At 43.6% G+C, this 22,447-nt stretch carries 21 protein-coding genes; all 21 read left to right on the forward strand.

From position 1 onward, the window contains the following. Positions 1 to 15 precede the first annotated feature (15 nt). The 21 genes from BU251_RS02735 to BU251_RS02835 all read left to right on the forward strand — a co-directional run bounded on the left by BU251_RS02735 (position 16) and on the right by BU251_RS02835 (position 22,425). Positions 16 to 1,716: a recombinase family protein gene (locus BU251_RS02735; RefSeq protein WP_128699370.1), complete on the forward strand. Its 1,701-nt coding sequence runs from the start codon at positions 16 to 18 to the stop codon at positions 1,714 to 1,716. Positions 1,717 to 1,770: 54 nt separating this feature from the next. Continuing rightward, entirely contained in the window at positions 1,771 to 3,231 is a 1,461-nt protein-coding gene (locus BU251_RS02740) for a potassium/proton antiporter (RefSeq protein ID WP_128699371.1), read from the forward strand. 17 nt (positions 3,232 to 3,248) lie between these two features. Next, positions 3,249 to 3,920: a response regulator transcription factor gene (locus BU251_RS02745; protein ID WP_164908834.1), complete on the forward strand. Its 672-nt coding sequence runs from the start codon at positions 3,249 to 3,251 to the stop codon at positions 3,918 to 3,920. Then, positions 3,920 to 4,978 (forward strand): sensor histidine kinase, encoded by a 1,059-nt coding sequence (locus tag BU251_RS02750; RefSeq protein ID WP_128699373.1) that lies wholly within the window; start codon positions 3,920 to 3,922, stop codon positions 4,976 to 4,978. Before BU251_RS02745 ends, BU251_RS02750 begins: the two co-directional genes overlap by 1 nt. A 358-nt stretch (positions 4,979 to 5,336) precedes the next feature. Then, the gene (locus BU251_RS02755; RefSeq protein WP_128699374.1) at positions 5,337 to 6,002 is read left to right on the forward strand and encodes a PhoU domain-containing protein; all 666 of its coding nucleotides are present in this window, start codon (positions 5,337 to 5,339) and stop codon (positions 6,000 to 6,002) included. Positions 6,003 to 6,074: 72 nt separating this feature from the next. Further along, positions 6,075 to 6,803, forward strand: a complete 729-nt coding sequence (locus BU251_RS02760) for a response regulator (protein WP_128699375.1) — start codon at positions 6,075 to 6,077, stop codon at positions 6,801 to 6,803. Between the two features lie 232 nt (positions 6,804 to 7,035). After that, positions 7,036 to 7,572, forward strand: coding sequence for a DUF2179 domain-containing protein (locus BU251_RS02765; protein WP_128699376.1), 537 nt, complete (start codon positions 7,036 to 7,038; stop codon positions 7,570 to 7,572). Continuing rightward, a complete protein-coding gene (locus BU251_RS02770) occupies positions 7,544 to 7,960 on the forward strand; it encodes a response regulator (RefSeq protein WP_164908835.1) in 417 nt (138 codons plus the stop codon). The genes BU251_RS02765 and BU251_RS02770 overlap by 29 nt, the downstream gene beginning before the upstream one ends. 322 nt (positions 7,961 to 8,282) lie before the next feature. Next, positions 8,283 to 8,600: a P-II family nitrogen regulator gene (locus tag BU251_RS02775; RefSeq protein WP_128699378.1), complete on the forward strand. Its 318-nt coding sequence runs from the start codon at positions 8,283 to 8,285 to the stop codon at positions 8,598 to 8,600. A 17-nt stretch (positions 8,601 to 8,617) separates the two neighbouring features. Continuing rightward, entirely contained in the window at positions 8,618 to 9,034 is a 417-nt protein-coding gene (gene rnk / locus BU251_RS02780) for a nucleoside diphosphate kinase regulator (protein ID WP_128699379.1), read from the forward strand. Between the two features lie 475 nt (positions 9,035 to 9,509). Beyond that, the gene (locus BU251_RS02785; RefSeq protein WP_228767839.1) at positions 9,510 to 9,704 is read left to right on the forward strand and encodes a helix-turn-helix transcriptional regulator; all 195 of its coding nucleotides are present in this window, start codon (positions 9,510 to 9,512) and stop codon (positions 9,702 to 9,704) included. Next, positions 9,701 to 11,371: a site-specific DNA-methyltransferase gene (locus BU251_RS02790; protein WP_128699381.1), complete on the forward strand. Its 1,671-nt coding sequence runs from the start codon at positions 9,701 to 9,703 to the stop codon at positions 11,369 to 11,371. The genes BU251_RS02785 and BU251_RS02790 overlap by 4 nt, the downstream gene beginning before the upstream one ends. After that, entirely contained in the window at positions 11,371 to 13,590 is a 2,220-nt protein-coding gene (locus BU251_RS02795) for a DEAD/DEAH box helicase (RefSeq protein WP_128699382.1), read from the forward strand. The genes BU251_RS02790 and BU251_RS02795 overlap by 1 nt, the downstream gene beginning before the upstream one ends. Before the next feature lie 27 nt (positions 13,591 to 13,617). Next, entirely contained in the window at positions 13,618 to 14,229 is a 612-nt protein-coding gene (locus BU251_RS02800) for a helix-turn-helix domain-containing protein (RefSeq protein WP_128699383.1), read from the forward strand. A 392-nt stretch (positions 14,230 to 14,621) separates the two neighbouring features. Beyond that, positions 14,622 to 16,979: a phage NrS-1 polymerase family protein gene (locus tag BU251_RS02805; RefSeq protein WP_128699384.1), complete on the forward strand. Its 2,358-nt coding sequence runs from the start codon at positions 14,622 to 14,624 to the stop codon at positions 16,977 to 16,979. A gap of 307 nt (positions 16,980 to 17,286) precedes the next feature. Beyond that, positions 17,287 to 17,970, forward strand: a complete 684-nt coding sequence (locus BU251_RS02810) for a hypothetical protein (RefSeq protein WP_128699385.1) — start codon at positions 17,287 to 17,289, stop codon at positions 17,968 to 17,970. Between the two features lie 422 nt (positions 17,971 to 18,392). Continuing rightward, positions 18,393 to 18,590: a hypothetical protein gene (locus BU251_RS02815; protein ID WP_164908836.1), complete on the forward strand. Its 198-nt coding sequence runs from the start codon at positions 18,393 to 18,395 to the stop codon at positions 18,588 to 18,590. A 48-nt stretch (positions 18,591 to 18,638) separates the two neighbouring features. After that, positions 18,639 to 18,845 (forward strand): MerR family transcriptional regulator, encoded by a 207-nt coding sequence (locus BU251_RS02820; protein WP_128699387.1) that lies wholly within the window; start codon positions 18,639 to 18,641, stop codon positions 18,843 to 18,845. Further along, positions 18,817 to 20,502 (forward strand): recombinase family protein, encoded by a 1,686-nt coding sequence (locus BU251_RS02825; RefSeq protein ID WP_128699388.1) that lies wholly within the window; start codon positions 18,817 to 18,819, stop codon positions 20,500 to 20,502. The genes BU251_RS02820 and BU251_RS02825 overlap by 29 nt, the downstream gene beginning before the upstream one ends. After that, positions 20,403 to 21,650, forward strand: a complete 1,248-nt coding sequence (gene miaB / locus BU251_RS02830; protein ID WP_128699389.1) for a tRNA (N6-isopentenyl adenosine(37)-C2)-methylthiotransferase MiaB — start codon at positions 20,403 to 20,405, stop codon at positions 21,648 to 21,650. The genes BU251_RS02825 and miaB overlap by 100 nt, the downstream gene beginning before the upstream one ends. Beyond that, complete coding sequence (locus BU251_RS02835) at positions 21,634 to 22,425, forward strand: SPOR domain-containing protein (RefSeq protein WP_128699390.1); 792 nt, start codon at positions 21,634 to 21,636, stop codon at positions 22,423 to 22,425. The genes miaB and BU251_RS02835 overlap by 17 nt, the downstream gene beginning before the upstream one ends. Positions 22,426 to 22,447 lie beyond the last annotated feature (22 nt).

Below are 22,447 nucleotides of genomic sequence, written 5' to 3' on the forward strand. Positions count from 1 at the left end.
CGTGGGAATATTTAGATGAAAGTTGCGATATATACCAGAGTAAGCACAGAAGATCAGGCCCGGGAAGGTTACTCCATTGAGGTCCAACGGGAGTACCTTTTGGATCATGCCAGACGCATGGGGTGGGAGGTTTATAAGGTCTATACCGATGACGTCAGCGGTTACGTGATTGACCGTCCAGCCTTGAACGAAATGCTCGAAGATGCTAGACAAAAGAGATTTGAACTGATTATCACCTATAAGCTTGACCGTTTCAGCAGAAAATTGAAAGATTTGCTCAATATAGTTGATGATCTGGCTGGTTACGGGGTCGCATATAAGTCGGCGACTGAGCCGTTTGATACTTCTACGAGCGCCGGGAAGCTTATGTTCCAGCAGCTCGGTAGTTTTGCAGAGTTTGAGAGGAACAGGATCAAGGAGAGAGTTTTTCCTGGGATGATCAAAGGGGTCCAGCAGGGCAATTGGCAAGGCGCGCGCTATGCTCCCTATGGATATTATTACAATAAAGAAAAGAAACTTTTGGAAGTGGTTCCTGAAGAGACGAATATTGTAAAGTTGATTTATACGATGTATCTGGCCAACAGAACCTCTGGACAAATTGCCGAATATCTCTATCTCAAAGAATATAAAACAAGATCCGGCGGTAGGTTCAATTCGGCGCTTGTATGCAAGATACTCAAGAATCCCATATACCTTGGGAAACTGGTTTGGAATCAAAATCATTATGATACGAACCAGCGGACCCTGACGAGGAAAGGCTATCGATACGTGAGAAATGATCCTTCCAAGGTCGTGATCGCGCAAGGCAGGCATCAGCCCATAATCTGCCAGGATGATTTTGATGAAGTCCAGGCGAAATTAAGATCCAACCGAAGAGGTGTTCTGCATAGAATAAATGTCCTTGATTATCCCCTGACAGGTATACTTTATTGCGCGAAATGCGGCTATAGATACCAAGGAACATCTAATATGTCGAACCATCGGCTTAAGAAGAGGAAGCGCTGGTACAAATGTTCTTGCATGGGCACTTATCACGTGAGATGTTCCAACAGACCTGTGAAAGCCGAAGATATAGAACCAAGGATTTTCGAAATAGTCCAGAAGATTTTCTCGCACAAAGATGCTGTCCAGGGGCGCCTTGAGAATTTGGTTAAGGCTAATCTTTATCTTAATAACGAAGATGTGAGAAAAGACCTGGATGGGTTGAGTGAGCAGCTTAAGCTGAATCTGGAGAAGCAGCGTAAACTTAATGATGCCTTCATGGATAATTTTGTCGGTTCTGAACTTTATAGGGAGAAGGTGTCCGCATTGCGGGAAGAAGAGAAAAAAATCAATATGGCGATTGCCAAATGCAAGATAAAACTCGTAGAAAAGGAACGATCGGAAGCCTATCTAAAGACTCTTAAGCTGGCGATCGAAAATTTTGATGAGACCAAAGAAGAGATAGGCATTGTGGATAAAAAGGAGCTGTTGAAGCTGATATTCGAGTCCGTACATATCAATGGTGGTCAGATGGTTTCAGTCCGCTTGTACCAGCCATTTCAGCAAATGTATGAGGAGGTGTTAAAAGAGTGCAACACATTGACGAATCAAGAGGTTACGAAAAAAATAAAGCCAAAAAGGGGAGTGTGTATATTAGAACCATCGGTTGGCCGTTGTCTACCTTATAGACACAGCATGGCGGATCTGGCGGAGGCGTTGATAGGTGCAGATTGATTAAGAAGTTATGCAAAAAAATTGAATTGGTTAAGGTAAAAACAGAATTCACTTATGGCATTTGAAACTATTTTATTATGGGCTTCGGTTTTAATGTTCGTGAGCGTTGTTTCGAGCAAGATATCGGACAAGTTCGCGGTTCCCGTGTTGTTGTTATTTTTGGCGGTTGGGATGCTTGCCGGATCGGAAGGGATCGGCAATATAAATTTTGATAATGCTCAACTGGCAAAACAGATCGGTATTTTAGCGCTTATATTTATTATCTTTTCAGGCGGGCTTGATACTAACTGGAAAGACACAAGACCAATTATTCTCCCGGGGATCGTGCTTTCGACTCTTGGAGTATTGGTTACGGCAATTATTACGGGGTTGTTTGCTGTTTATGTCCTCAAATTTTCTCTATTAGAAGGTGTGTTGCTTGGATCTATCGTTTCATCTACAGACGCCGCCGCCGTATTCGCTATTCTAAGATCAAGACGCATAAGTTTGAAGAAGCCATTGAAACCGTTGCTCGAATTCGAGTCCGGCAGTAATGATCCGATGGCTATTTTTCTGACAATGGGGTTTTTGAGTTTTTTGACCGTGAAAGGATCAGGGCTCGTTTTGCTGATTCCGAGATTCGTTCTGGATATGGGGATGGGGGCGCTTGTCGGTTATTTAATGGCGAAGGCCATCGTTTTCTTTATCAAGCGGCTTAAATTAGATTATGAAGGCCTTTATCCGGTTATAACAATTTCATTGATCTTGTTTACTTACGTTATTGCAGTTCTTTTAAAGGGAAACGGGATCCTTGCGGTTTATCTTGCTGGGCTCGGTCTAGCGCAGGCGGAATTTCCTAATAAGAAATCCATTATGAAATTTCATGACGGTTTGGCTTGGATCAGCCAAATTGCCATGTTCGTGACTTTAGGTTTGCTCGTTTATCCTTCTCACTTGGTTCCGCTTATTGGAACAGGGTTGCTGGTTACGATTGTCCTCATGTTTATTGCCCGGCCTTTGAGCGTTTTTCTCTGCTTACTTCCGTTTAAATTCGCCGTGCCGAAAAAGATCATGCTTTCGTGGGTAGGATTGAGGGGCTCGGTTCCGATCATCTTGGCCACATTTCCGCTCGCGGCAGGCATTCCTCAGGCCGAGACAATTTTTAATATCGTGTTTTTCATTGTCATTGCTTCTGTTTTTATTCAGGGCACGTCAATTCCTCTGGTTTCAAAACTGCTAAAGTTGGATGTGCCTTTGCCTGACAAGAAAGCATACCCTATAGAATTTGAGAAAGTTGAAGGCATTGACGCGGAACTGACGGATGTTATCGTGCCGTATAATTCAGAGGCTATTGGCAAGATGATCAAGGAATTGAATGTTCCGGTGAAATGCCTGATCATGCTTGTTTCGCGCAACGACAAATTTGTTATTCCGTCCGGGTCAACCGTGATCGAGGGCGGCGATGTTTTATTGGTGCTGGCAAATGCGGAAGATTTTTCTGTTTTGCAATGTGCTTTGGCACGATTAAAAGAATAAATTCTTAGGAGCAAATAATGCGGATATTATTAGTAGAAGATGAAATAAAAATAGCTAATTTTATTGAGCGCGGGCTGAAAGAAGAGAATTATGTTGTTGATGTGGCGACCGATGGGGAGAAAGCCATGTTTCTGGCGGAAATAAACCCGTATGATTTGATTATTCTTGATGTCATGCTTCCGCATATAGACGGGATCACTATATGCCGAGAGTTAAGAAAAAAGAAGATCAACGTGCCCATTTTAATGCTTACCGCAAAAAATCAGGTGAGGGATAAGGTTTTAGGATTAAATTCCGGAGCGGATGATTATCTTGCGAAGCCGTTTGATTTCGAAGAGCTTTCGGCTAGGATCGGAGCATTACTAAGAAGGAATAGGGATGATAAGACTGGCATTTTAAAAATTGGAGATTTAGAACTAGACCAATTACGTCATAACGTTAAAAGAGCGGGAAAAGAAATTCAGCTCAGCAGTAAGGAATTCGCGCTTCTGGAATACCTAATGCTTAATGCCAATCATGTTGTTACCCGGACAACGATTTCTGAGCATGTCTGGCATGAGGATTTCGATAGTTTCACCAATGTTATTGATGTATTTATCAGTTTTTTACGTAATAAGATAGATAAAGATTTTAAGAAACCGCTTATTCATACCATTCATGGTAAAGGTTACACGATAAGGGAGGAATAATGCGTTTCAAAACCGTTAGCTTTAAACGCAGTTTTTTATACATCATATTATTGAGTGTATTTTTAGGGGGTTATTATACTGTTCTTTTTTTGCTTCGTCCCAATTTTCGGAATATTGAAATGATTTGTTATCTTTTAATGCCTTTACCTCCGGTTTTTTTGCTGGGTTATTTAATGAGCCAGATTTCAATAGGAAAGATTATTAAACCAATCAAGGAAGTTGCCGAGGTAGCTGAGGGCATTACTCATGAGGATTTAAGCAGAAGAGTTAAGGTCGAGAATGCCGGTGAAGAGACGCAGTTTTTAGTTAAGGCTTTCAATGACATGATTTCTCGCCTTGAAGCCGCCTTTGCCTATATCACCGAATCGAGTTCGTATATTGCCCATGAGCTAAAAACGCCTCTCGCAATCATGAGAGGAGAGGCGGAAGTTGCCCTAAAAAAGGAACGGGATAAAGAAGAGTATAAGCAAGTTATTATCGGTAGCTTAGAAGAAACGCGACGGATGTTTAAGATCATTGAAGACCTCTTATTGTTGACTCGCGTCAATTATCGTTCCAACGATTTGCAGCTACAGCCTTTGGATTTAAGTCAATTTGTTATAGTGTTGTTTGAAAAGGCCAAGATTTTAGCCACGGGAAAGAATATAGCGGTCAATGCTCAAGTTCCCGACACAACGGCGTTGGTGAATGCGGATGAACCAAATCTTCGGCGTTTATTTTTAAATCTTATTGATAATGCTATAAAATACACGCCGCAGGATGGGAAAATAGATATTGTTGCCCATTTTGAAACTGATCGCATCAGAATTTCCATCGCTGATACCGGTATCGGCATCGAACAAGAAAACCTTCCGCGACTTTTTGATAAGTTCTTTCGGATTGGTGAGAAAATAAAAGATACTGCTCCCAGCAGTGGATTAGGGTTAAGCATCGCACAATCAATAGCAAAACTTCATCAAGGTGAAATAACGGTGTCCAGTCAAATCGGAAAAGGCACTGTTTTTACCGTAGACCTGCCTCGAATTGCCGGCGATATCCCTCCGAATCCTCACGAATAATCATTAAAAATTTTAATTATTATTTAACCTTTCGTTAATCCCCTTTTTGATACATTTGTAGCAGCTAAGGGGCTTAAAAAATATTCAACGATTTGAGATTGTTTAACATTTTCTCGCAGCCTCAATTTTACAGGGGCCAGGGGTTGCTGCTTATTAAGAGGAAATGCATCATGTGTCCTTATTTTGTTGCTACAAGACCGATTGGTCATTGCGGATGTTACGGAGACGGTTTATTTCGCCCCAACATCAAACGCAAAAGACAATATTGTGTCGGTAAATTTATGAATTGCCCACTCTATCAATTACAAATGAAGTCCATTATTATCAAATCCGTGCGGGGATCAAAAAGTGATGAGGCATGAATATTTTAGTTTGGTTATTGCGCAATTATTGGATGAATACGGAGGATGTTTTAATGATAGCCATTGAGAAAGAACTTCGGAAATTAAACGATGATTTACTTCAAATTTGCCGTTTGACGCAGGAGGCAATAAGAAACATTTCTGGCGTTCTGATGCGTTTTGATGCCGAGAATACGCAAGAGATAATAGATAATAACAAAAAAATAAGGGTTCTTTGCGTCGCTTACGAAGAATATTTTACTAATATCGTTAGACAATATCACCCCGAGGACAGTGTCTTGAAATTCATCTCTTCAAGCATAAACATTAGTAGCGAATTAAAACAAATTACGGACTTAACCGCCGGTATTGCGGAGAGCTTATTAAGCTTGAATACAAATATCCCTGACAAGGATAAAATCAATATTTCTCAATTCGCTATAATTTTTCAAAATATAGTTTGGGATTCGGTCATTTCATTTTTAAAACAAGACACGGCGTTAGCGAAGAAAACTGTTTTAACAAGCCTGACACTAAAAAAGATATGCAGCCGTAGACAGGATGAGTTAATAGAGACAAATAAAACAGCAGAATCGACGGTGAGAGGCGAAACTGTTTTATTATTTATTATTCAGAGCGTAAGAGATATTGCTACGCACACTGTGAATATTGCCAAGATTTGAGAATTATTCGCAATTTTACGCTTTCCCAGCCTTACTGCTGCTTATTAAACGAATAAAAGACGGGAATTCTAAATGATGAGGATATTGATAGTTGAAGATGAGGACAAGGTGCGAAAGTTACATGCGGAATTGCTTGAAAGCGAAGGGTATGCAGTGGTAAGCGTTTCTGACGCCGTGCAAGCCAGCGAAATTTTACTTAGAAAACATTTTGATATTATCCTGCTGGACATCAACCTTCCTCATGTTTATGGAAGCGTATTGTTTGATCTTATGCAGGTATTTCATAAGAGTATAAAAGTGATTGTAACGAGCGTTTATCCTGTTGAAGAACAGCGGGAAATAATGAAAGATGCCGCAGAGTACTATGACAAAGCTCAAGGTGTCGATATTTTGCTTGAGAAAATCAAGAAAGTTGCGCGCAGTTTAATGCCGTTAAACACGATACTTATTATCGAAGATGAATTCAAAATAAGAAAGTTGTTCAGTAGTCAATTGGAGGGTCTTGGATACCGCACCTTGGAAGCTGAAGATGGAGAATCGGGGCTGGAATTGTTTGATAAAGAGCGGGGTATTGGATTAGTTATTCTTGATATTGCACTTTCTAAAAAAACCGGCATGAAAGTTTATGAAAGCATCAAGAGAAGGACTCCTCCGGCAAAAATCATAGTGTCCAGCGTCTTTCCGAAAGATGATCAGCAGTCTTTAATCAAAGAAGCGGACGATTATTTTGATAAAACGGAAGGTGTCAGCATCCTCATAGAGAAAGTTGAGCGCATTCTTAATGTTGGCAGAGGAAATTAATCATGTGTCCGTATTTTATATCGAAAGAAAGGAATAATTTTTGCGAAGGAGTATCGAGTAATGCCTTTTCTCCCAGTGAGAAACGACAGGAAGAACATTGCCGTGGTAGTTTTATAAGGTGTGTGTTTTATCAATTAAAAACTGGGTGGCCTATAGGATTCCAGGAGTCCATAAGGGAAAAATAACTTAGCCAGTGTTAAGTAGCGAGAATTAAAAAGGAGGTATTTTAGACATGTCTTTTGTTATTCCGCAAAATGATTTTGTTCCAATATTGATTCCTATTTTAATTTTTCTCGCGCGGGCGGCAGACGTCAGTATGGCTGCTGTCAGGATTATTTTTGTCAGCCGAGGGATAAGGGCATTAGCTGCTATTATTGGATTTTTTGAGATGCTTGTTTGGCTTATCGGCATATCGCAAATTATGCAGAATTTGAATAACCCGATCAGCTATATCGCTTTTGCGGGCGGCTTTAGTATGGGCACTTTTGTAGGTATTACAATCGAACGAAAAATCGCCATAGGCAATTTAGCTGTCCAGTTTATAACGAATAAAAATCCGGCTAGTTTATTGAGATATTTTCGTTCCAAAGGATACGGCGCAACGACGATTGACGGACAGGGGACAGCGGGGCCGGTGAAGATTGTTTTTGTCATTGTCCGGCGCAAGTTGTTAGATAACGTTTTAGGCATAATAAAGAAATTTGATCAAGGTGCTTTTTATACCATTGAGGATGTCAGAGGTGTGGCGCGTCTTAATCCGGTTATTTAGACAGAGGCAGGACTATAAAATTGGAACGAAACTGACCATTTTGATCGCTCAAAAATACTATGATCCCGGCCAGGGCTTTAGAGAGCTTCTGGAAAAATCCGGCTATCATACGGTTTCTCTGTCCAGCCATTCGGAAATATTTGAGTTGTTAGCTCAAAAGCGCGTGGATATGGTTATTGTTGGGGTTACAACGACGATTGAGTATTGCGAAAGTATAATGCGGCAAATCAAAAAGATGAGCTTAAGGACCTGCGTTATTGTGGTGTCATCGTTACAAGATATCAGAGGCAAAGAGAAGTTAATTGAATTGGGGGTGCAAGAGTGGGTATATCAGCCTTTTAATATGGAATATATTAAACGAAGGGTGAAAGAAGTATTAAACGTTTAATAAGCTGTCCGACATTGACCTTGAAAGGAGGTGAATGGCAATGGGGATTATGTGGCGATCAAAAAAAGGTAAAAAACGAAAGGGACGATAAACCTTCATGGATCAATGGGCCTCCTGCAATCCCAGAAAAACACTGGAGGCCTATTGCTGAATTCGATTATTTTCAGGCTTATACCGTAATCCGAATGATAATTTGGCATAAAATTTAATGTTACGGTTTGAGCCTTGGTTTTTATAAACTTTCGGAAGATGCTAGAACATATCAGATTGGTCGATGAGATCTATTGGCTGGATATTTAAAACAAGTTAAAGGGGATATGAAATGATGAAGAGAAAGAGGTTCGGGATGCTTAAACTGATTGTGGCTATTCTTCCGAAAGGAAAAATAAAGGCAATAATGCCAGTCCTTAAAGACACTGGGATTTTTGGCGCTACTGTGCTTTCCGGTAAGGGGCTGTGTACAGAAGCTGGTAGACGCACAATTGGTTTACAGATTGGTTCATGTAGAGAGATTTTAATTCTTCTGACGCTGGATGTTAACAGAGAGAAACTCATCAAAGTACTGGAAAAACATGGTAACTTAAAAGAGCCGGGACAAGGTATTCTTTTTGTAATGAATGTCAACCGTGTTGTTGGATAAAAAGGGAGGGGGTAAAAATGACAAGTAAAACTATATATATTACCGATAATGATATGAGAAGATTACGGGAATTGATAATGGTTGCGAGACAATTTAAAAAAGAAGAAGAGAAGTATTTGCAGGATTTAGAAGCTGAGCTGAACAGGGGCAAAATCATAAAATCTCAAGATATTCCGCAGGACATTATCACGATGAGCTCGGAAGTTCATTTGCGAGATTTAAACACAAAAGAAGAAATAACGTATCAATTGGTTTTCCCCGATCAGGCCGATGCTAGTCAGGGGAGAGTTTCAATCTTAGCGCCGATTGGTACGGCATTACTCGGATATAGCGTTGGGGATATTATTGAATGGAAAGTGCCTGCAGGTGTTGCGAAACTGCAGGTTGAAAAAATCATTTATCAACCGGAAGCGAACGGCGAAGATCTCTCTTGATATTATAAGCGTTAAAAAATAGAAGGGGGGTGAGAACCGATGGGGGATAAGGTCGCAAATAAGAAGAAGGCTAAAAAGAGAAAGAAGTAATGTTTTTACAAGAATCCTTCCGTAATGCCTTATTGCGGGAGGATTCTTGTATTTACGAAATATGTTGTTAAGTGGCACTGGGTCCTTGGAAGGGGGCTTGGGTGAGGGTCGGGCGAGGCGCAAGGAGCCAGTGATAGTGGTTAAAAAAATCGATGTCCATGTCCATCACTTTTGGGGTTTGGGCATAAGTGGTCAACCCGGCCAAAATGAGCGTCCAGCGACGGGAAATAGGCGATTTTAGGGGTGTTTTAGGGACTCCCGGGAAGGCCGAAAAAGGGCATTTTGATGGACATGGATGGACGCGCAAATGTCCATCCCGGCACAAATTTACGGCATTTCTGACAAATATCTTGCTTTATTTATAAGATGATATAAAATGTTAAATATGGATTTAATCAAAGAACTCGATTCCTACCGCTTGGATAATAAGATCACTCAACAGGCCCTCGCAGAACAGCTTGGCGTGTCTTTTGTGACCGTCAATCGATGGTTTAACAACAAGACCAAGCCCAGCAAAATTCAACAATTTCAGATTGAGAAGTTTTTGAAGGGCAAGACCGGGAGCAAGAAAAAAATATGAGCGCATACAGCACTTTGTCTAAAGAGCAGTTAATTGCCGAGATTAAGCGCCTGAAAAAAGGGAAGAAGTTCGGGCTACTTTGGGAGGATAAACCCGAGGATGTCGCAGAACTTTGCAAGACGAAATTGCCTGTCTTGGTGGATGTCGAGGACAAGGAAATTTCCGATGGGCCTCACGATCCCACAAATATCCTGATTGAGGGTGACAATTATCATGCCTTGTCGGTTTTGAACTACACGCACCCAGGTAAAATTGATGTTATTTATATCGATCCACCTTATAACACGGGGGCTAAAACTTGGCGATATAACAATAATTACGTAGAGAAAGACGACGCTTATAGACACAGTAAGTGGTTATCGTTTATGAGCAAACGACTGAGGCTTGCTTATAAGTTGTTGCCAAGTGACGGTTTTTTGATTTGCGCTATTGATAATAATGAATTGTATACAATAGGTTTATTGCTGGACGAAATTTTCGGAGAGAACAATAGGCTTGGATTGGTTACGGTTTTGCATAATCCTAAAGGGCGTAATCAATCAAAATTCTTTTCAGAAAATAGCGAGTTTATGTTGATTTATGCGCGCAATATAGACCGGGTAAGTTTTAACAAGGTTGCTCTAAATGAAGAAGTCCAGCTCACTTTTGATTTAGAGGATGAACAGGGCAAATATAGGCTGGAACCGTTTATGCGTGCAAGAACCGTTTGGTCAAGAGAAAATAGGCCGTTAAATTGGTATCCTATATTCGTTAGTAAAGATTTAACCCATATAACATCTGAGAAAATTGCTGGGTATCACGAAATATACCCTATTACCAATAATGGCAAAGAAATGGCATGGAAGAATATAAAAGAAACGTTTGATCAGCTCAACGATGGCGACTATTTTACTGCAAAAAAAGATAATGATAAAGTTACAATTTATCATAAATATCGAGAGCAACAAGTGCTGAAGAATGTTTGGCTGGATCAAAAGTATCAATCCGAATTTCATGGCACTAATTTGTTAAAGAGGATGCTTGGGAAAAATATATTTGACTATCCTAAGTCGCTTTATTTATTGATCGATATTCTTAAACTAACTACAAAAAAAGATTCTGTTGTTCTGGATTTCTTCGCCGGTTCTGGAACCACAGGACATGCGGTATTGGAGTTAAATAATAATGATGCCGGTTCCCGCCGGTTTATAATATGTACTAATAATGAAAATAATATTTGTTCCGATGTTTGTTATCCTCGTATAAAGAAAGCCATTACTGGTTACAAGGATTCCAAGGGTGAAAAGGTTGAGGGCCTTGGTGGAAACCTGAAGTATTTCCGCACGGACTTCGTTAACGCTGATTCTACCGATAAGAATAAAAAGAAATTGACCGAGATGGCCACGGAGATGCTCTGCCTCAAGGAAAGCACCTTCGAGAAGATAACGAGCAAAAAGGCGTTTAAGATTTATAAGAATACCAACCACTACACCGGCATAATCTTTGACCAGATAGCGATTCCTGATTTCAAGGAAGCCATTGCCAAGTTAAAGGGCAAATTCAGCGTATATGTCTTTTCGCTCGGGGATGATTCTTTCGAGGATGAATTTAAGGATATTAAGCAGAAGGTCAAGCTGTCGCCCATTCCCGAAGTCATCTTACGGGTTTACAGGAGAATTTTTAAATAATGCGACTTAAAAACTATCAAATTAACGCCATCAATGAGCTTTTGGGTAAATCCAAGAAGCTGTTTACTTACTCCGATAATAAAAAGCTGATTTTTAAGGCTCCGACCGGCTCGGGCAAAACTGTAATGGTGGCTGAGTTTTTAAAGCAGTTATGCGAGGATAAGGAGGTTAAAGCTCCGCTTTCGTTTATCTGGACAGCTCCACGTCAGTTGCACGGGCAGAGCAGGGACAAGTTGGATTCTTATTATGAGCCAAGCCGGGCCCTGAGGTGCTCATTCTTTGAGGATTTGGACGACAAGCGTATTGATCAAAACGAAATTCTTTTCTTTAACTGGGAGAGCATCAATAAAGAAGGCAATATTTATATCCGGGATAATGAGCAGGACAATAACCTGACCAGTGTTCTTGCCAACACCCGGGAAGAAGGTCGGACGATCATTCTCATTATCGATGAAAGCCATCATCACGCCACAAGCGAAATATCGCAAAATTTAATCCGGGACATTAACCCTAAATTGACGATTGAGGTCTCGGCCACGCCGGTCTTGGAAAGTCCGGATGAGATCGTTTCTGTCCAGTTGGAAGACGTCAAGGCCGAAGGCATGATCAAAAAGGCCGTCGTACTCAATCCAGAGTTTAATAACGTCATAAAAGACGCCAAGGTGCAAAGCCAATTAAGCAAACAATCCGAAGAATTGGTTATCGAGCTTGCCCTAAAAAAAAGAAAAGCCCTCAAGGAAGCCTACGAAAAGGAAAAGGTAGACATTAACCCTCTGGTGCTTGTGCAGTTGCCGGATCGTCATACCAGTCTTGAAGACGTGGTAAAAGACAAGGTTATAGCGATTCTAAAGGACAAGCACAAAATAACGACCGAAAACGGCAAGTTGGCAATTCATCTCTCAGGAGACCATGAAAATTTAGAAAATATCTCAAAAGCAGACAGTGAAGCGGAAGTCTTAATTTTTAAGCAGGCTCTCGCTCTTGGCTGGGATTGTCCCCGGGCCCATATACTGGTATTGTTTCGTGACTGGAAAAGCATTGTTTTTTCAATCCAGACTATCGGCAGGATCATGCGTATGCCCGATCCGGATTATGGGCATTACACGAATGAGATTTTGAATTACGGATACATCTTTACCAATCTGGACGATATAGAAATCCAAGAGGATATCGCCAGAGACTATATTACCGTCCACACGTCCCGGCGTCGTGGGGATTATACGCCTTTGGGCCTGCCGTCCTGCCATTCAAAGAGGCATCGTGAAAAGACAAGATTATCCACGTTATTTATTAAAGTCTTCTTGCAGGAAGCTAGCGCTTACGGCCTTGCCAAGAAAATACAAAAGAAATCTAAAGGCTTGAGTGTAAATTTCATCTCAGATTATAAAGCGGAAAGTGTTGACGCTCTCGTGGGGCAGAAAATTGCCGGTGACAAAGGTATCAAGATGACCGGATTTGATCTGCAAAAGTATTTTGACTATTTCGTGCGGAAAAATCTTTCTCCGTTTCATCCGGAAGACCGATCAATCGGCAGGTTGAAAGAAGCTATCTACTATTTTTTTGACCAGATGCTGGACATGAAATATGAGGACGTGCAGGAAGAAATCGTCGAGATGGTACTTAATGAGGATAATATTCAGCATTTCGTCAATATTATCGACCAGACTAAGACAAGGTATCTGGATCATGTCTCAAAGCGGGAAAAAGAACTTGATTATGACGATAGCTGGGATGTTCCGGAAAGTATAAGTTACAGCTCGGCCTATACGGAGATTGATCACAAGTTGAAATCAATAATGCAACCGTTCTTTTGCAATGAGACTTCTGTCATAGAGATGGCGTTTATCAGTTTTCTTGAAAAGCAAGGGCGCATTCATTGGTGGTTTAAGAATGGCGACCGGGACGCGGTTTACTTCGCTGTGCCTTATCAGGAAAACGGCGACAGGAAGCCATTCTACGTTGATTTTATTGTCCAAATGAAAGACGGTTCAACGGGCCTTTTCGATACAAAGTCGGGTTTAACTCGGCAGGTGGCTGGGACGAAGATTGATGGACTTAACGCCTATATCAAAGAGCAGAATAAGAAAGGCAAAAATCTATTCGGCGGGATCGTCACAAACACTGATCCTCGTAAGTTTACGGGCCGTTGGATTTCTTTTAATAAAGACGGCAAGGAATTATCGACCAGTAATGATAACTGGGAGAATTTGGATTTATAATTTGCTATCGCTATAGGATAACTCGTTATGGATAAAAAAAATAAACTCGACTGCGTTACGGAGTTCTGGAAAAAGTGGTCAGCGTATGAGAAGGCCTCCAGTGAGTGGGTGTTGACTATTGAAAGGCTCGGTCTTTCATCAATCGATTCCTATGATTGGCTGACAAAAGATGATGTATTCCACAAGTATGAGAAAACGCTAAAGAAGCATAAAGTAAAAAAGCCTGACTTGGGAAATCTTTATCAGGAAGCCAATCAAGCGGCTATCCCCATTATAGAATATCTATTCGGACCGAATGAAACACCGGTTATTCCTGAGCTTCCAACGTGGCTTCCCGGAGGCTATGCTGAATGGTGTGAAAAGACGAAAGATATGCAACTTGGGATGATGCACCGCATTATGGGCGCAAGAAACAGGATAATGTCTTCTGAGTTCAAAATCAGGCCGAAATTAATCCCGCGTAGCGGCTGGTCAAGTCCGTATCCCATAACGCATTGGGCAAAGGTATTTAATATAAGCCGTAAGACCATGCAAAACTGGCTTGAGAATAATCAGTTGTTAGCCCGCAAGATCGGCAGTAAATGGCAGATCGCCGTTGAAGAGCTTCCTACCGCTGACGATCAGGATTCCTCTCAGTAACAATCCCGTACAAAAAATAGCAGTAATCCTCACTAAAACGCCTTAGGGCGTTTTTTCTTTTTTAAGCACAATCATTGTAAAAATTTGGGTAATTTTGGGTAAAGCTGGGAAGGCGTGTTTTTTTCAGTGATAAACTTCAAGTAGAAAAGAAATTCGCGAGGAGGATATCACATGGAAAGTTTGTTGACCGTTGAACGGCTTATGACCCATCTCAATCTAAAGCGAAGCCAGATTGATTATCTGGTGAATAATTGGCTTATTCCGCATTTTCGGCTTCCCAACGGAGAAGTCATGTTTCGCGCCTCGGAGATCGAGATTTGGCTTTTTACCTGTAGTGTTCCCAGCAATAACCGGAAATTACGAAAAATACTTAACGAAACACGGATGTGGCGATGCAAACAGCAAGATTAGATTTTAACAAGATATCTTTAATCATTCCGGCCGAGATTAGATCTCAAAAGGCGTGGGTGGGCTACGTCACCAGACAGAACAACGGCCGAATAGATAAGATCCCGATGAACGTTATGACGGGCGCGCCTGCCAAAAGTAATAACTCGGCAACTTGGGCGGATTATGAAACCGCTGTTGACTTAGCGGTTCAGCGCAATTATGCGGGTATTGGTTTTATGTTTCAGCCGCCGTATGTGGGTGTGGATATTGACCACTGTATGAAAGATGGCGTGATCGCGCCGTATGCGTTGGATATTTTAAATGCGCTTAACTCATATTCCGAGTATTCGCCTAGCGGCACCGGCATTCATATTCTTTGTAAAGGTGAAATCGCTCGGGCCTGCAAAATTTCAAAGATCGGCCTTGAGATTTATACCAAGGGCAGATTTTTTACCGTTACCGGCAATCGCCTTGAAAATTATCCGGCAGAAATTAACGATTGCACTGATGCACTTAAAACGATATTCAGCCGGTTTGTAGATAAAGGGCCTTCGGATGACATTTTCGCCGTAATTGCCAAGAGCCAAGACGCAGGGAAATTTCAGCGTTTATATTCAGGTCAGTGGCAGAACGATTACCCGTCTCAAAGCGAAGCGGATCTGGCGTTGTGTAACAAACTGGCCTTTTGGACAGGCAAAGACACCGGACGTATGGATTTATTATTCCGGCAGTCGGGCCTTATGAGACCTAAGTGGGATGAAAGGCATTTTGGTGACGGTAGGACTTACGGGCAGAGCGTTATTGAGAAAGCCGTCCAAGATGCCGAAAACGTGTTTGACGCGTCAAGATCTCCAAAACAGAAGAAACTCACCCAAGGCGAAATCATCACCCGAGATTGCGAAGAAACGGTTAGCGAATATCTGCGCGACCAGCAGGGCAATCCTTACGTTGTTCTGCCGTTTGATAAACATCTTGAGATTTGTCAAACAAGCAGTTCCCGTTTCAGGAATTATTGCGCTATGCGTTACCGTGAGGATTTTGGCCATCCTCCGGGAAGCGAAGCCATAAAGCAGGCGAAAGTCCAGATAGAGGCGAAGTGTGAAGGTGGAAGGCAAGTCGAGCTTTATAACCGTGTCGGCTGGCATGACGGGGCTATTTATTATGACCTTACGACCAAAGATTGGCGCGGGGTGGTTATTACCAAAGACGGCTGGGAGGTGGTTTTCTTGCCGCCGATATTTAAGAGATATCCGCATCAGGCAGAGCAGGTTATGCCGGTCAAGGGTTGCGATCCTAAAAAGCTATTGGAGTTTTGCAATATCAGTAAGGATGACGCTTGCCTTTTTATGACCGTGGTAGCGGCATTTTTTATTCCCGACATTCCCCATGTCATACCGGTGCAAATCGGCGAGCAGGGAACAGGCAAGTCCAACAACTCCCGGCTCATTAAAAGTTTGTGCGATCCTTCCAAGGTGATGTCCATTTCTGTGCCTAAGGATTTAGAGCAGGCGCAGATGATCGCGGATAAACACTGGTTGAATAATTTCGACAATTTTTCTCGCGTGTCTGAGTGGTTCAGTGATTTTTTATGCCGGGCAGTAACAGGCGAGGGAGATATGAAGCGATCGCTTTACACCAATGATGAGGAATTCATCAGGACCTATCGCCGATGTTTCGTTTTAAACGGTATCGGCAGTGCTATATGCCGTCCGGATCTATTAGACCGTTCAGTTATCTTCGATATACCAATCTTAAAAGAGACAAGGCCGGAGAAAGTCATCGCTTACGAATGGCGGGCTTCGCTTCCCGGTATTCTCGGCGGTTTCTTTTCGGCAATTTCAAACGCAATGGCAGTTATTGACGGTGTGTCCGGGCATGAGCGTTTTAGGATGTCGGATTTCGCGCAGTGGGGTGCGGCGTTGTCACAGCATTTGGGATTCTCCCGGGAGGAATTTTTTAAGCGGTATCAGCAATCGGTTGATCATAAATGGGAGGACACCGCAGAAGAGAGCACATTCGCGCAAAAGTTGGTCTATCTTGTGGAGTCAAACGGAGGCGAGTGGGCGGGTTCTGCGACCACACTGCTTGAGAGCATTAAGCCGGAAACCGGTTTTGATAAGACGCTACCCGGCAACGCCCGGGCACTTGGTTCAGAGCTTATGCGCATCGCTCCGGTTATGCGCAGTGTGGGCATTGATATTTTACGTCCGGAAAAGCGTGAAGCCGGTACCGGCAGGAAGCTGGTTATCTTACGCAGGATAAAGGGTAATTCGCTTTTTAAAGGCAGTGTGAACGAAGGCGTGAATGAAGGTGAACAAGGAAAGGATTTTTGTGATGAAGACGATCCAAGGCCGTATTAAAGGTGTGACCATTGTGACTGTGGACGGGCTACGTTCACAGCTTTGGTCACGGATTATCCTCATAATCTACAAGAGGATGTGGGATTCATGAATATTGTGAATGTCGTTTCTTTCCTTTTCTAAAAAAGAAAAGAGAAAGAGGGAAAGCCCCTTGTAGGGGGTCATTAGAGGCAGTTAGAAAAATAAGGGTAGTCAATGTTCACAACGTTCAGAGGGTAGAAAAAGGGGAGGTGAAAGATGTAGGCAAACGTAAAAACCAAGGCAGAAGAATAGTAATTCAAATCAACAAATACAGGAGGAACGAAAAATGAAACTGAATTTTTTAAACGTGTTAAAGGGCAAAAGCACGCCGGAAGAGATCGCCGAGCAGATTGTGGCGCTTGAAGAAAAGCAGAAGCTCTGCGAGCAGGAAAAAACTGAAGCTAAAGAGAAAGCAAAAGAAATCAGAAGCCGGGTTATGTGCGGCGAGAGGATTAATCCCGAGGCTGTGAAGCTAGCGGATTTGGCGTTGGAGGAATGCAATATCAATCTCGATGTCGTTGCCGAGAGCCTCGCTAAACTCAAGACGAAAATGGAGGAAGCGTTGACGGAGAAGCGGGACGAAGAGATGAAAAGGCTCATCGAAGACCGTAAAGCCATGAACAGAGAGAAGGAGACGTTGATCCTCGATCTGTGGAAGGCGAAGGGCCGGTTGTTTGCCTTAGCATTTGCTATCTACGGTCATCCAGAGACTACCCGACGGCATTTGGAAGATTACCCCGCGTTTAGCCCCAGTTTAGGAACAGAGCCGCACAGTATTTTTCATGCTGAGAAAGAAAAGGGTATCGCCGAGCTTCGCAGGCCGACAACGGCAGATATCGAGGAGGATATCCGTGTCAGGGATCACTGGGTATCGCATTTCGACCTCGAGCAGGAGATTAATAACCTTATGAAAAAATATCGGCCTGAGCCCGCAAAGCCAGTGGAGCAGGTAGAGTTGGTTGCTGAGTAACAATCTAATGCGGAGGAACCGGATCGATGTTCTTGTTAACTTCTTCCATCGCGAAAGTTTTGCCAGATAAATGCGTCTGGCAGAGGGCGACACCTTCCGCCCTCCTCCGCACGCATTTTGTTTACGGGTCCTTGGCAGCCGGTGTCGGGTGAGGGTCGGGCGAGGCGCAGTTTGTCAGTGATCTAAAATTTTGAAAAAGTGATGTCATGTCATATGGGGTTATCCGGAGAGCGTCAAAATGTGGTCAGGAAGGCTCAAAACAGGCATTTTTTGCGGAAAAAGTGTCAATTTTTGGGTATTTCGATGGTTTTGAGGGGTGTTTTGACTGACATTCACTGACACGAGTTATGTCAGTATGTCAGTGAAACCGGACATCATACGACACGAAAAATGTCCTAATGTCCTAATGGGTAGCGGTGAAAATGAGCAAGGATGTACGCACAAATAATGATCAGGCGGTTAGCCTTAGGGGCTGGGATGCTTTAGAGATAAAGCTAAAAGGCCGCGGCCTATCCAGCATTGAGATTCAGGAGGCGCGTAAATCCTTTTTTGAAGGCATTGAGTTGTTGTCAAAAATGTTCCTGTCCTCGTATGACGCGGAGAAGAAAACCCTTGTATAGGGTTGTATAATACGGTATACTGGGCACTAATCTTAGAGGGTGCCAATTATGAAAACTTACACCATGACAGAGACGGCAAAAAAGCTGGGTGTTCACCGGCAGACCATGATCAATTGGATCCGCAAGGGTTGGGTTAAGCCCAAGCGCGACTACAAAGACTGGCCCGTGTTTACGGACGAGTGTATCGCCAAGATTAAAGAATGGCGGGAGACACTAAAGGATACTAATGAGGGTAGCGTTATACACAAGAGTTAGCACAGAGGATCAAGCTCGCGAAGGATTTTCGCTGGAGGTGCAGAGAACGTATCTTTTGCAATATGCGAAGAACTTCGGCTGGGATGTTTTTTGCAGTATGTCGGGCCGGGATGTTTATATGGATGACGGCTATTCCGGCGGCAATATGGATAGACCGGCATTACAGAGGCTTCTCTTCGATGCCCGCAATAAGCAGTTTGATTTGGTCTTGGTGTATAAACAAGATCGCTTAAGTCGTCGGCTCAAGGATCTGTTAGGATTGCTTGAGGAGATTGATTCTTTGGGTGTTGGCTATAAATCAGCGACTGAGCCGTTTGATACTACATCGAGCGCGGGCAAAATGGCGATTCAAATGCTTGGCAGTTGCGCGGAATTTGAGCGTAATCGTTTAGTTGAGCGCGTTTTTCCGGGTATGGTTGTAGGTGTTAAGCGGGGGCATTGGCAGGGAGCGCGTTACGCGCCGTATGGCTATCGTTATAATAAGGAAGCCAAGAAACTGGAAGTCCACCCTGAAGAAGCGAAAATCGTCAAAGAAATTTTCTCGATGTATATAAATGGCAAGAGCACTTCGCAGATTGCCGGGCATTATTACATGCTTGGTATCCCTTCGCGGCAGGGCGGGAAGTTTTATACTAAATTCATCTCGGATATCCTTAAAAATAAAGTGTATTTGGGAATGCTGGTCTGGAATAAGCGGCGTTACGATACAAAGATCAAGACTAAAAATGGCGAGGGAAAGGGATATTGCTATATCAAGAATGATCCTTCCAAGATCATCGAGGTCCCGAATACGCACGAGCCGATTATTTCGCAAAGGGAGTTTGACGAGGCTTCCACGCTTCTCAAGCGAAACCGCACTAATGGCATAGTTAGATTCAGGAATAATGTTTATCATCTTTCCGGTATATTAAAATGCAATGAATGCGGCGGTAATTATCGCGGGATGACGCATATCGTTAATCACCGCACCAAAATGAGGCGTCCGTGGTATAGATGTTCGTCTAGAGGGATTCGGTATATTAAGTGCAACAATAAATCCGTGACTGCTGATGCTATCAATAAGCAGGTCTGGGATATCGTTGAAGTTATTAGAAAAAATCTTCACGTGCTGGAAGAATTAGGCGACATGATTCGGCTTAACGCTTCTGAGCCGGAGCGGGTATATATGGAGCAGTTGGAGGAGAAGGAAGCGCTTCTTAAAAAGAACGTGGAGAAGCAAAGGGCTATATACGAATTATTTTCAGAAGACAAAATAAATATGGGGCTTTATAAGGACAGAGCCGAGCTTTTAAGTAATGAGGAGAAAAAACTAAAGCAGGATATCAAGGCCATTCATCTTAAGATTCTGGACAAGCGCAATTCCGTCAATTTGGTGAAAGCGACGCAGGATTTCCTTTTAAGGTTGCGCAGTACGCCCGAAAGCGACAATCACCAATTGGACTACCTTATAAAGACGTTCATGCGGATTGTCTTTAAGTCGATTACTATCCAGAATCAGGAAATCGTGAAGTTTGAGTTGAATGAGCCTTGGAAGACTTGCTATGAAGAGGGGATGAAATGGTTGAAAACGAACGAAAAGACGACAATACAGGCGATTCCGGAGGCAAAAGCCCGAAGAAGCTACGTGTGCTTTTGCGCACCTTCGGATGTCAGATGAACGTCCGGGATTCCGAGGTCGTCAAGGGCCTGTTGTCGGCGGAAGGCTACGAGATGACGGATGATCCGAAGAAGGCGGATGTGGTCTTGTTTAATACGTGTTCGGTGCGGGACCATGCGGAGCAGCGGGTCTGGTCGGGCATCGGACTTTTGTCGCGCAAAAAAAACCGGCCCTTGATCGGCGTTCTTGGCTGCATGGCCCAGAGTTATCAGGCTGATATCAAAAAACGCGTCCCGGCTGTTGATCTTGTCGTTGGCCCGAGTGAAATCGATAACATCGCGCTATATCTTGAGGAAGCGCTGCGCACCAAGAATGTCTTAGCGGTGAAGGAGCGTGCGCGCGCAGAGGAGATTTATCACACCGGCTTTTATGACAAAAAAGACCATGCGTATATCGTCGTCTCCGAGGGATGCGACAATTTCTGTTCCTATTGCGTCGTGCCGTATGTGCGGGGCCGTCTGCGCCACAGGCCGGCAGATGAGATCGTCAGGGAAGCCCGGGCGGCTGTTGATGCCGGCATAACCAGCATCACCCTCCTTGGACAAAATGTCAGCGCCTATGGCACAGAGTACACCTGCCTGCCGGACAGGCAGGGAGAACAGAGTACACCTGCCTGCCGGACAGGCAGGGAGGACAGAGTTTGCGGATTTCCGGAATTGTTGGAGAAAGTCGCCAAGGTCAAAGGGCTCAAGAGTTTGTCGTTTATCACTTCGCATCCGAAAGACACAAAAAAAGAATTGTTTGAGGCCATGCGGGATATCCCCGTTGTCAGGAAATATCTCCACGTGCCGGCCCAATCAGGGTCGGACAGGGTCCTGGCCATGATGAACCGGGGGTATACGGCTGAAAAATATCGCGAACTTGTAGACCTCTACCGCTCCATTGTATATAATGGGGAATTGAGCTCGGACTTTATCGTGGGATTTCCGGGCGAAAGCGAGGAGGATTTCCGCGCAACGCACGATCTGGTCAAAAGCGTGCGTTTTGATTCGGCTTTTATCTTTAAGTATTCCACGCGGCCGCACACGAAGGCCGCGGAGTTCCCCGACGACGTCCCGCAGGCCGCCAAGAAACGCAGGCATGCAGAACTGCTGGAGCTCCAGAAAAGCATCTCTCAATCCTTAAAGAAACATGCGAAAAAGGCATAATATTATCTTTGCCCCGGTCCTCGGGGCGCTGTTGTCGGTTTGGGTGACGGCTTGCGCCGCGGCGCAGGCAGAGGGCGTCTTGGATAAGGCGCAACTTTTGTTTTTGAAGAGGCAGTATGTGCAGGCGATCGACGAATGCGCCAAAGCAGTCAAAGAGCATCCTGACAATCCGGAGGTTATCTCCCAGGCCAATTATCTGACGGGTGCCAGCTATGTCAACCTCTTTGATTTCCTGACTGCCAAGAAGAACTTCCGGGCCATCGTCGACCAGTATAGCAGGTCTCCTTATTATGAGGATGCCTATATGGGGCTTGGGGACATCGAGTTTTTGCAGGAGAATTACACCGAAGCCTTGAAGATTTATGAACAGTTCTTGCGCACAGACCCGTCGCCTAGGCGGCGCGCGACCCTTTATTTCCGCCTTGCAGAGATATACCTTAAACAGGGTGACCAGGCGTCTTTCAGGAAATATTACGACAAGCTCCAGAAGGAATTTCCCCTTTCTTTTGAGGCCAAAGACGCGCGCCGCCTCCAGGGATCCGGGTTTTATTATACGGTGCAGGTCGGCGCATTCACCAATTTCGATAATGCGCAGGAGTGCATCAATCAGCTTAAGGCGAAGGGATACAATGTTTATTCCGTCCTGTGCATGTTGTCCGGTAAAAAACTGTGTCGTATCCGCGTCGGCCGCTATGCGACACAGAAAGAGGCTGAGGAAGCCAAAAGGAAATTGGAGTTGGACGGATTCCTTGCCAAGGTTTTTCCTTTGGAGTGACCGAGCGTCTTGGAGCTGATGT

It is taken from the genome of Candidatus Velamenicoccus archaeovorus, assembly GCF_004102945.1.
Lineage (GTDB): Bacteria > Omnitrophota > Gorgyraeia > Velamenicoccales > Velamenicoccaceae > Velamenicoccus > Velamenicoccus archaeovorus.

Excerpts from the sequence above, each read along its gene's own strand:
- BU251_RS02790 (WP_128699381.1), top strand. The coding sequence starts at position 9,701 with ATGAGCGCATACAGCACTTTGTCTAAAGAGCAGTTAATTGCCGAGATT.
- BU251_RS02835 (WP_128699390.1), top strand. The coding sequence starts at position 21,634 with ATGCGAAAAAGGCATAATATTATCTTTGCCCCGGTCCTCGGGGCGCTG.
- BU251_RS02765 (WP_128699376.1), top strand. The coding sequence starts at position 7,036 with ATGTCTTTTGTTATTCCGCAAAATGATTTTGTTCCAATATTGATTCCT.
- BU251_RS02750 (WP_128699373.1), top strand. The coding sequence starts at position 3,920 with ATGCGTTTCAAAACCGTTAGCTTTAAACGCAGTTTTTTATACATCATA.
- BU251_RS02735 (WP_128699370.1), top strand. The coding sequence starts at position 16 with ATGAAAGTTGCGATATATACCAGAGTAAGCACAGAAGATCAGGCCCGG.
- BU251_RS02805 (WP_128699384.1), top strand. The coding sequence starts at position 14,622 with ATGCAAACAGCAAGATTAGATTTTAACAAGATATCTTTAATCATTCCG.
- BU251_RS02755 (WP_128699374.1), top strand. The coding sequence starts at position 5,337 with ATGAATATTTTAGTTTGGTTATTGCGCAATTATTGGATGAATACGGAG.
- BU251_RS02745 (WP_164908834.1), top strand. The coding sequence starts at position 3,249 with ATGCGGATATTATTAGTAGAAGATGAAATAAAAATAGCTAATTTTATT.
- BU251_RS02815 (WP_164908836.1), top strand. The coding sequence starts at position 18,393 with ATGAGCAAGGATGTACGCACAAATAATGATCAGGCGGTTAGCCTTAGG.
- BU251_RS02820 (WP_128699387.1), top strand. The coding sequence starts at position 18,639 with ATGAAAACTTACACCATGACAGAGACGGCAAAAAAGCTGGGTGTTCAC.
- BU251_RS02785 (WP_228767839.1), top strand. The coding sequence starts at position 9,510 with ATGGATTTAATCAAAGAACTCGATTCCTACCGCTTGGATAATAAGATC.
- BU251_RS02775 (WP_128699378.1), top strand. The coding sequence starts at position 8,283 with ATGATGAAGAGAAAGAGGTTCGGGATGCTTAAACTGATTGTGGCTATT.
- miaB (WP_128699389.1), top strand. The coding sequence starts at position 20,403 with ATGGTTGAAAACGAACGAAAAGACGACAATACAGGCGATTCCGGAGGC.
- BU251_RS02795 (WP_128699382.1), top strand. The coding sequence starts at position 11,371 with ATGCGACTTAAAAACTATCAAATTAACGCCATCAATGAGCTTTTGGGT.
- BU251_RS02810 (WP_128699385.1), top strand. The coding sequence starts at position 17,287 with ATGAAACTGAATTTTTTAAACGTGTTAAAGGGCAAAAGCACGCCGGAA.
- BU251_RS02760 (WP_128699375.1), top strand. The coding sequence starts at position 6,075 with ATGATGAGGATATTGATAGTTGAAGATGAGGACAAGGTGCGAAAGTTA.
- rnk (WP_128699379.1), top strand. The coding sequence starts at position 8,618 with ATGACAAGTAAAACTATATATATTACCGATAATGATATGAGAAGATTA.
- BU251_RS02740 (WP_128699371.1), top strand. The coding sequence starts at position 1,771 with ATGGCATTTGAAACTATTTTATTATGGGCTTCGGTTTTAATGTTCGTG.
- BU251_RS02825 (WP_128699388.1), top strand. The coding sequence starts at position 18,817 with ATGAGGGTAGCGTTATACACAAGAGTTAGCACAGAGGATCAAGCTCGC.
- BU251_RS02800 (WP_128699383.1), top strand. The coding sequence starts at position 13,618 with ATGGATAAAAAAAATAAACTCGACTGCGTTACGGAGTTCTGGAAAAAG.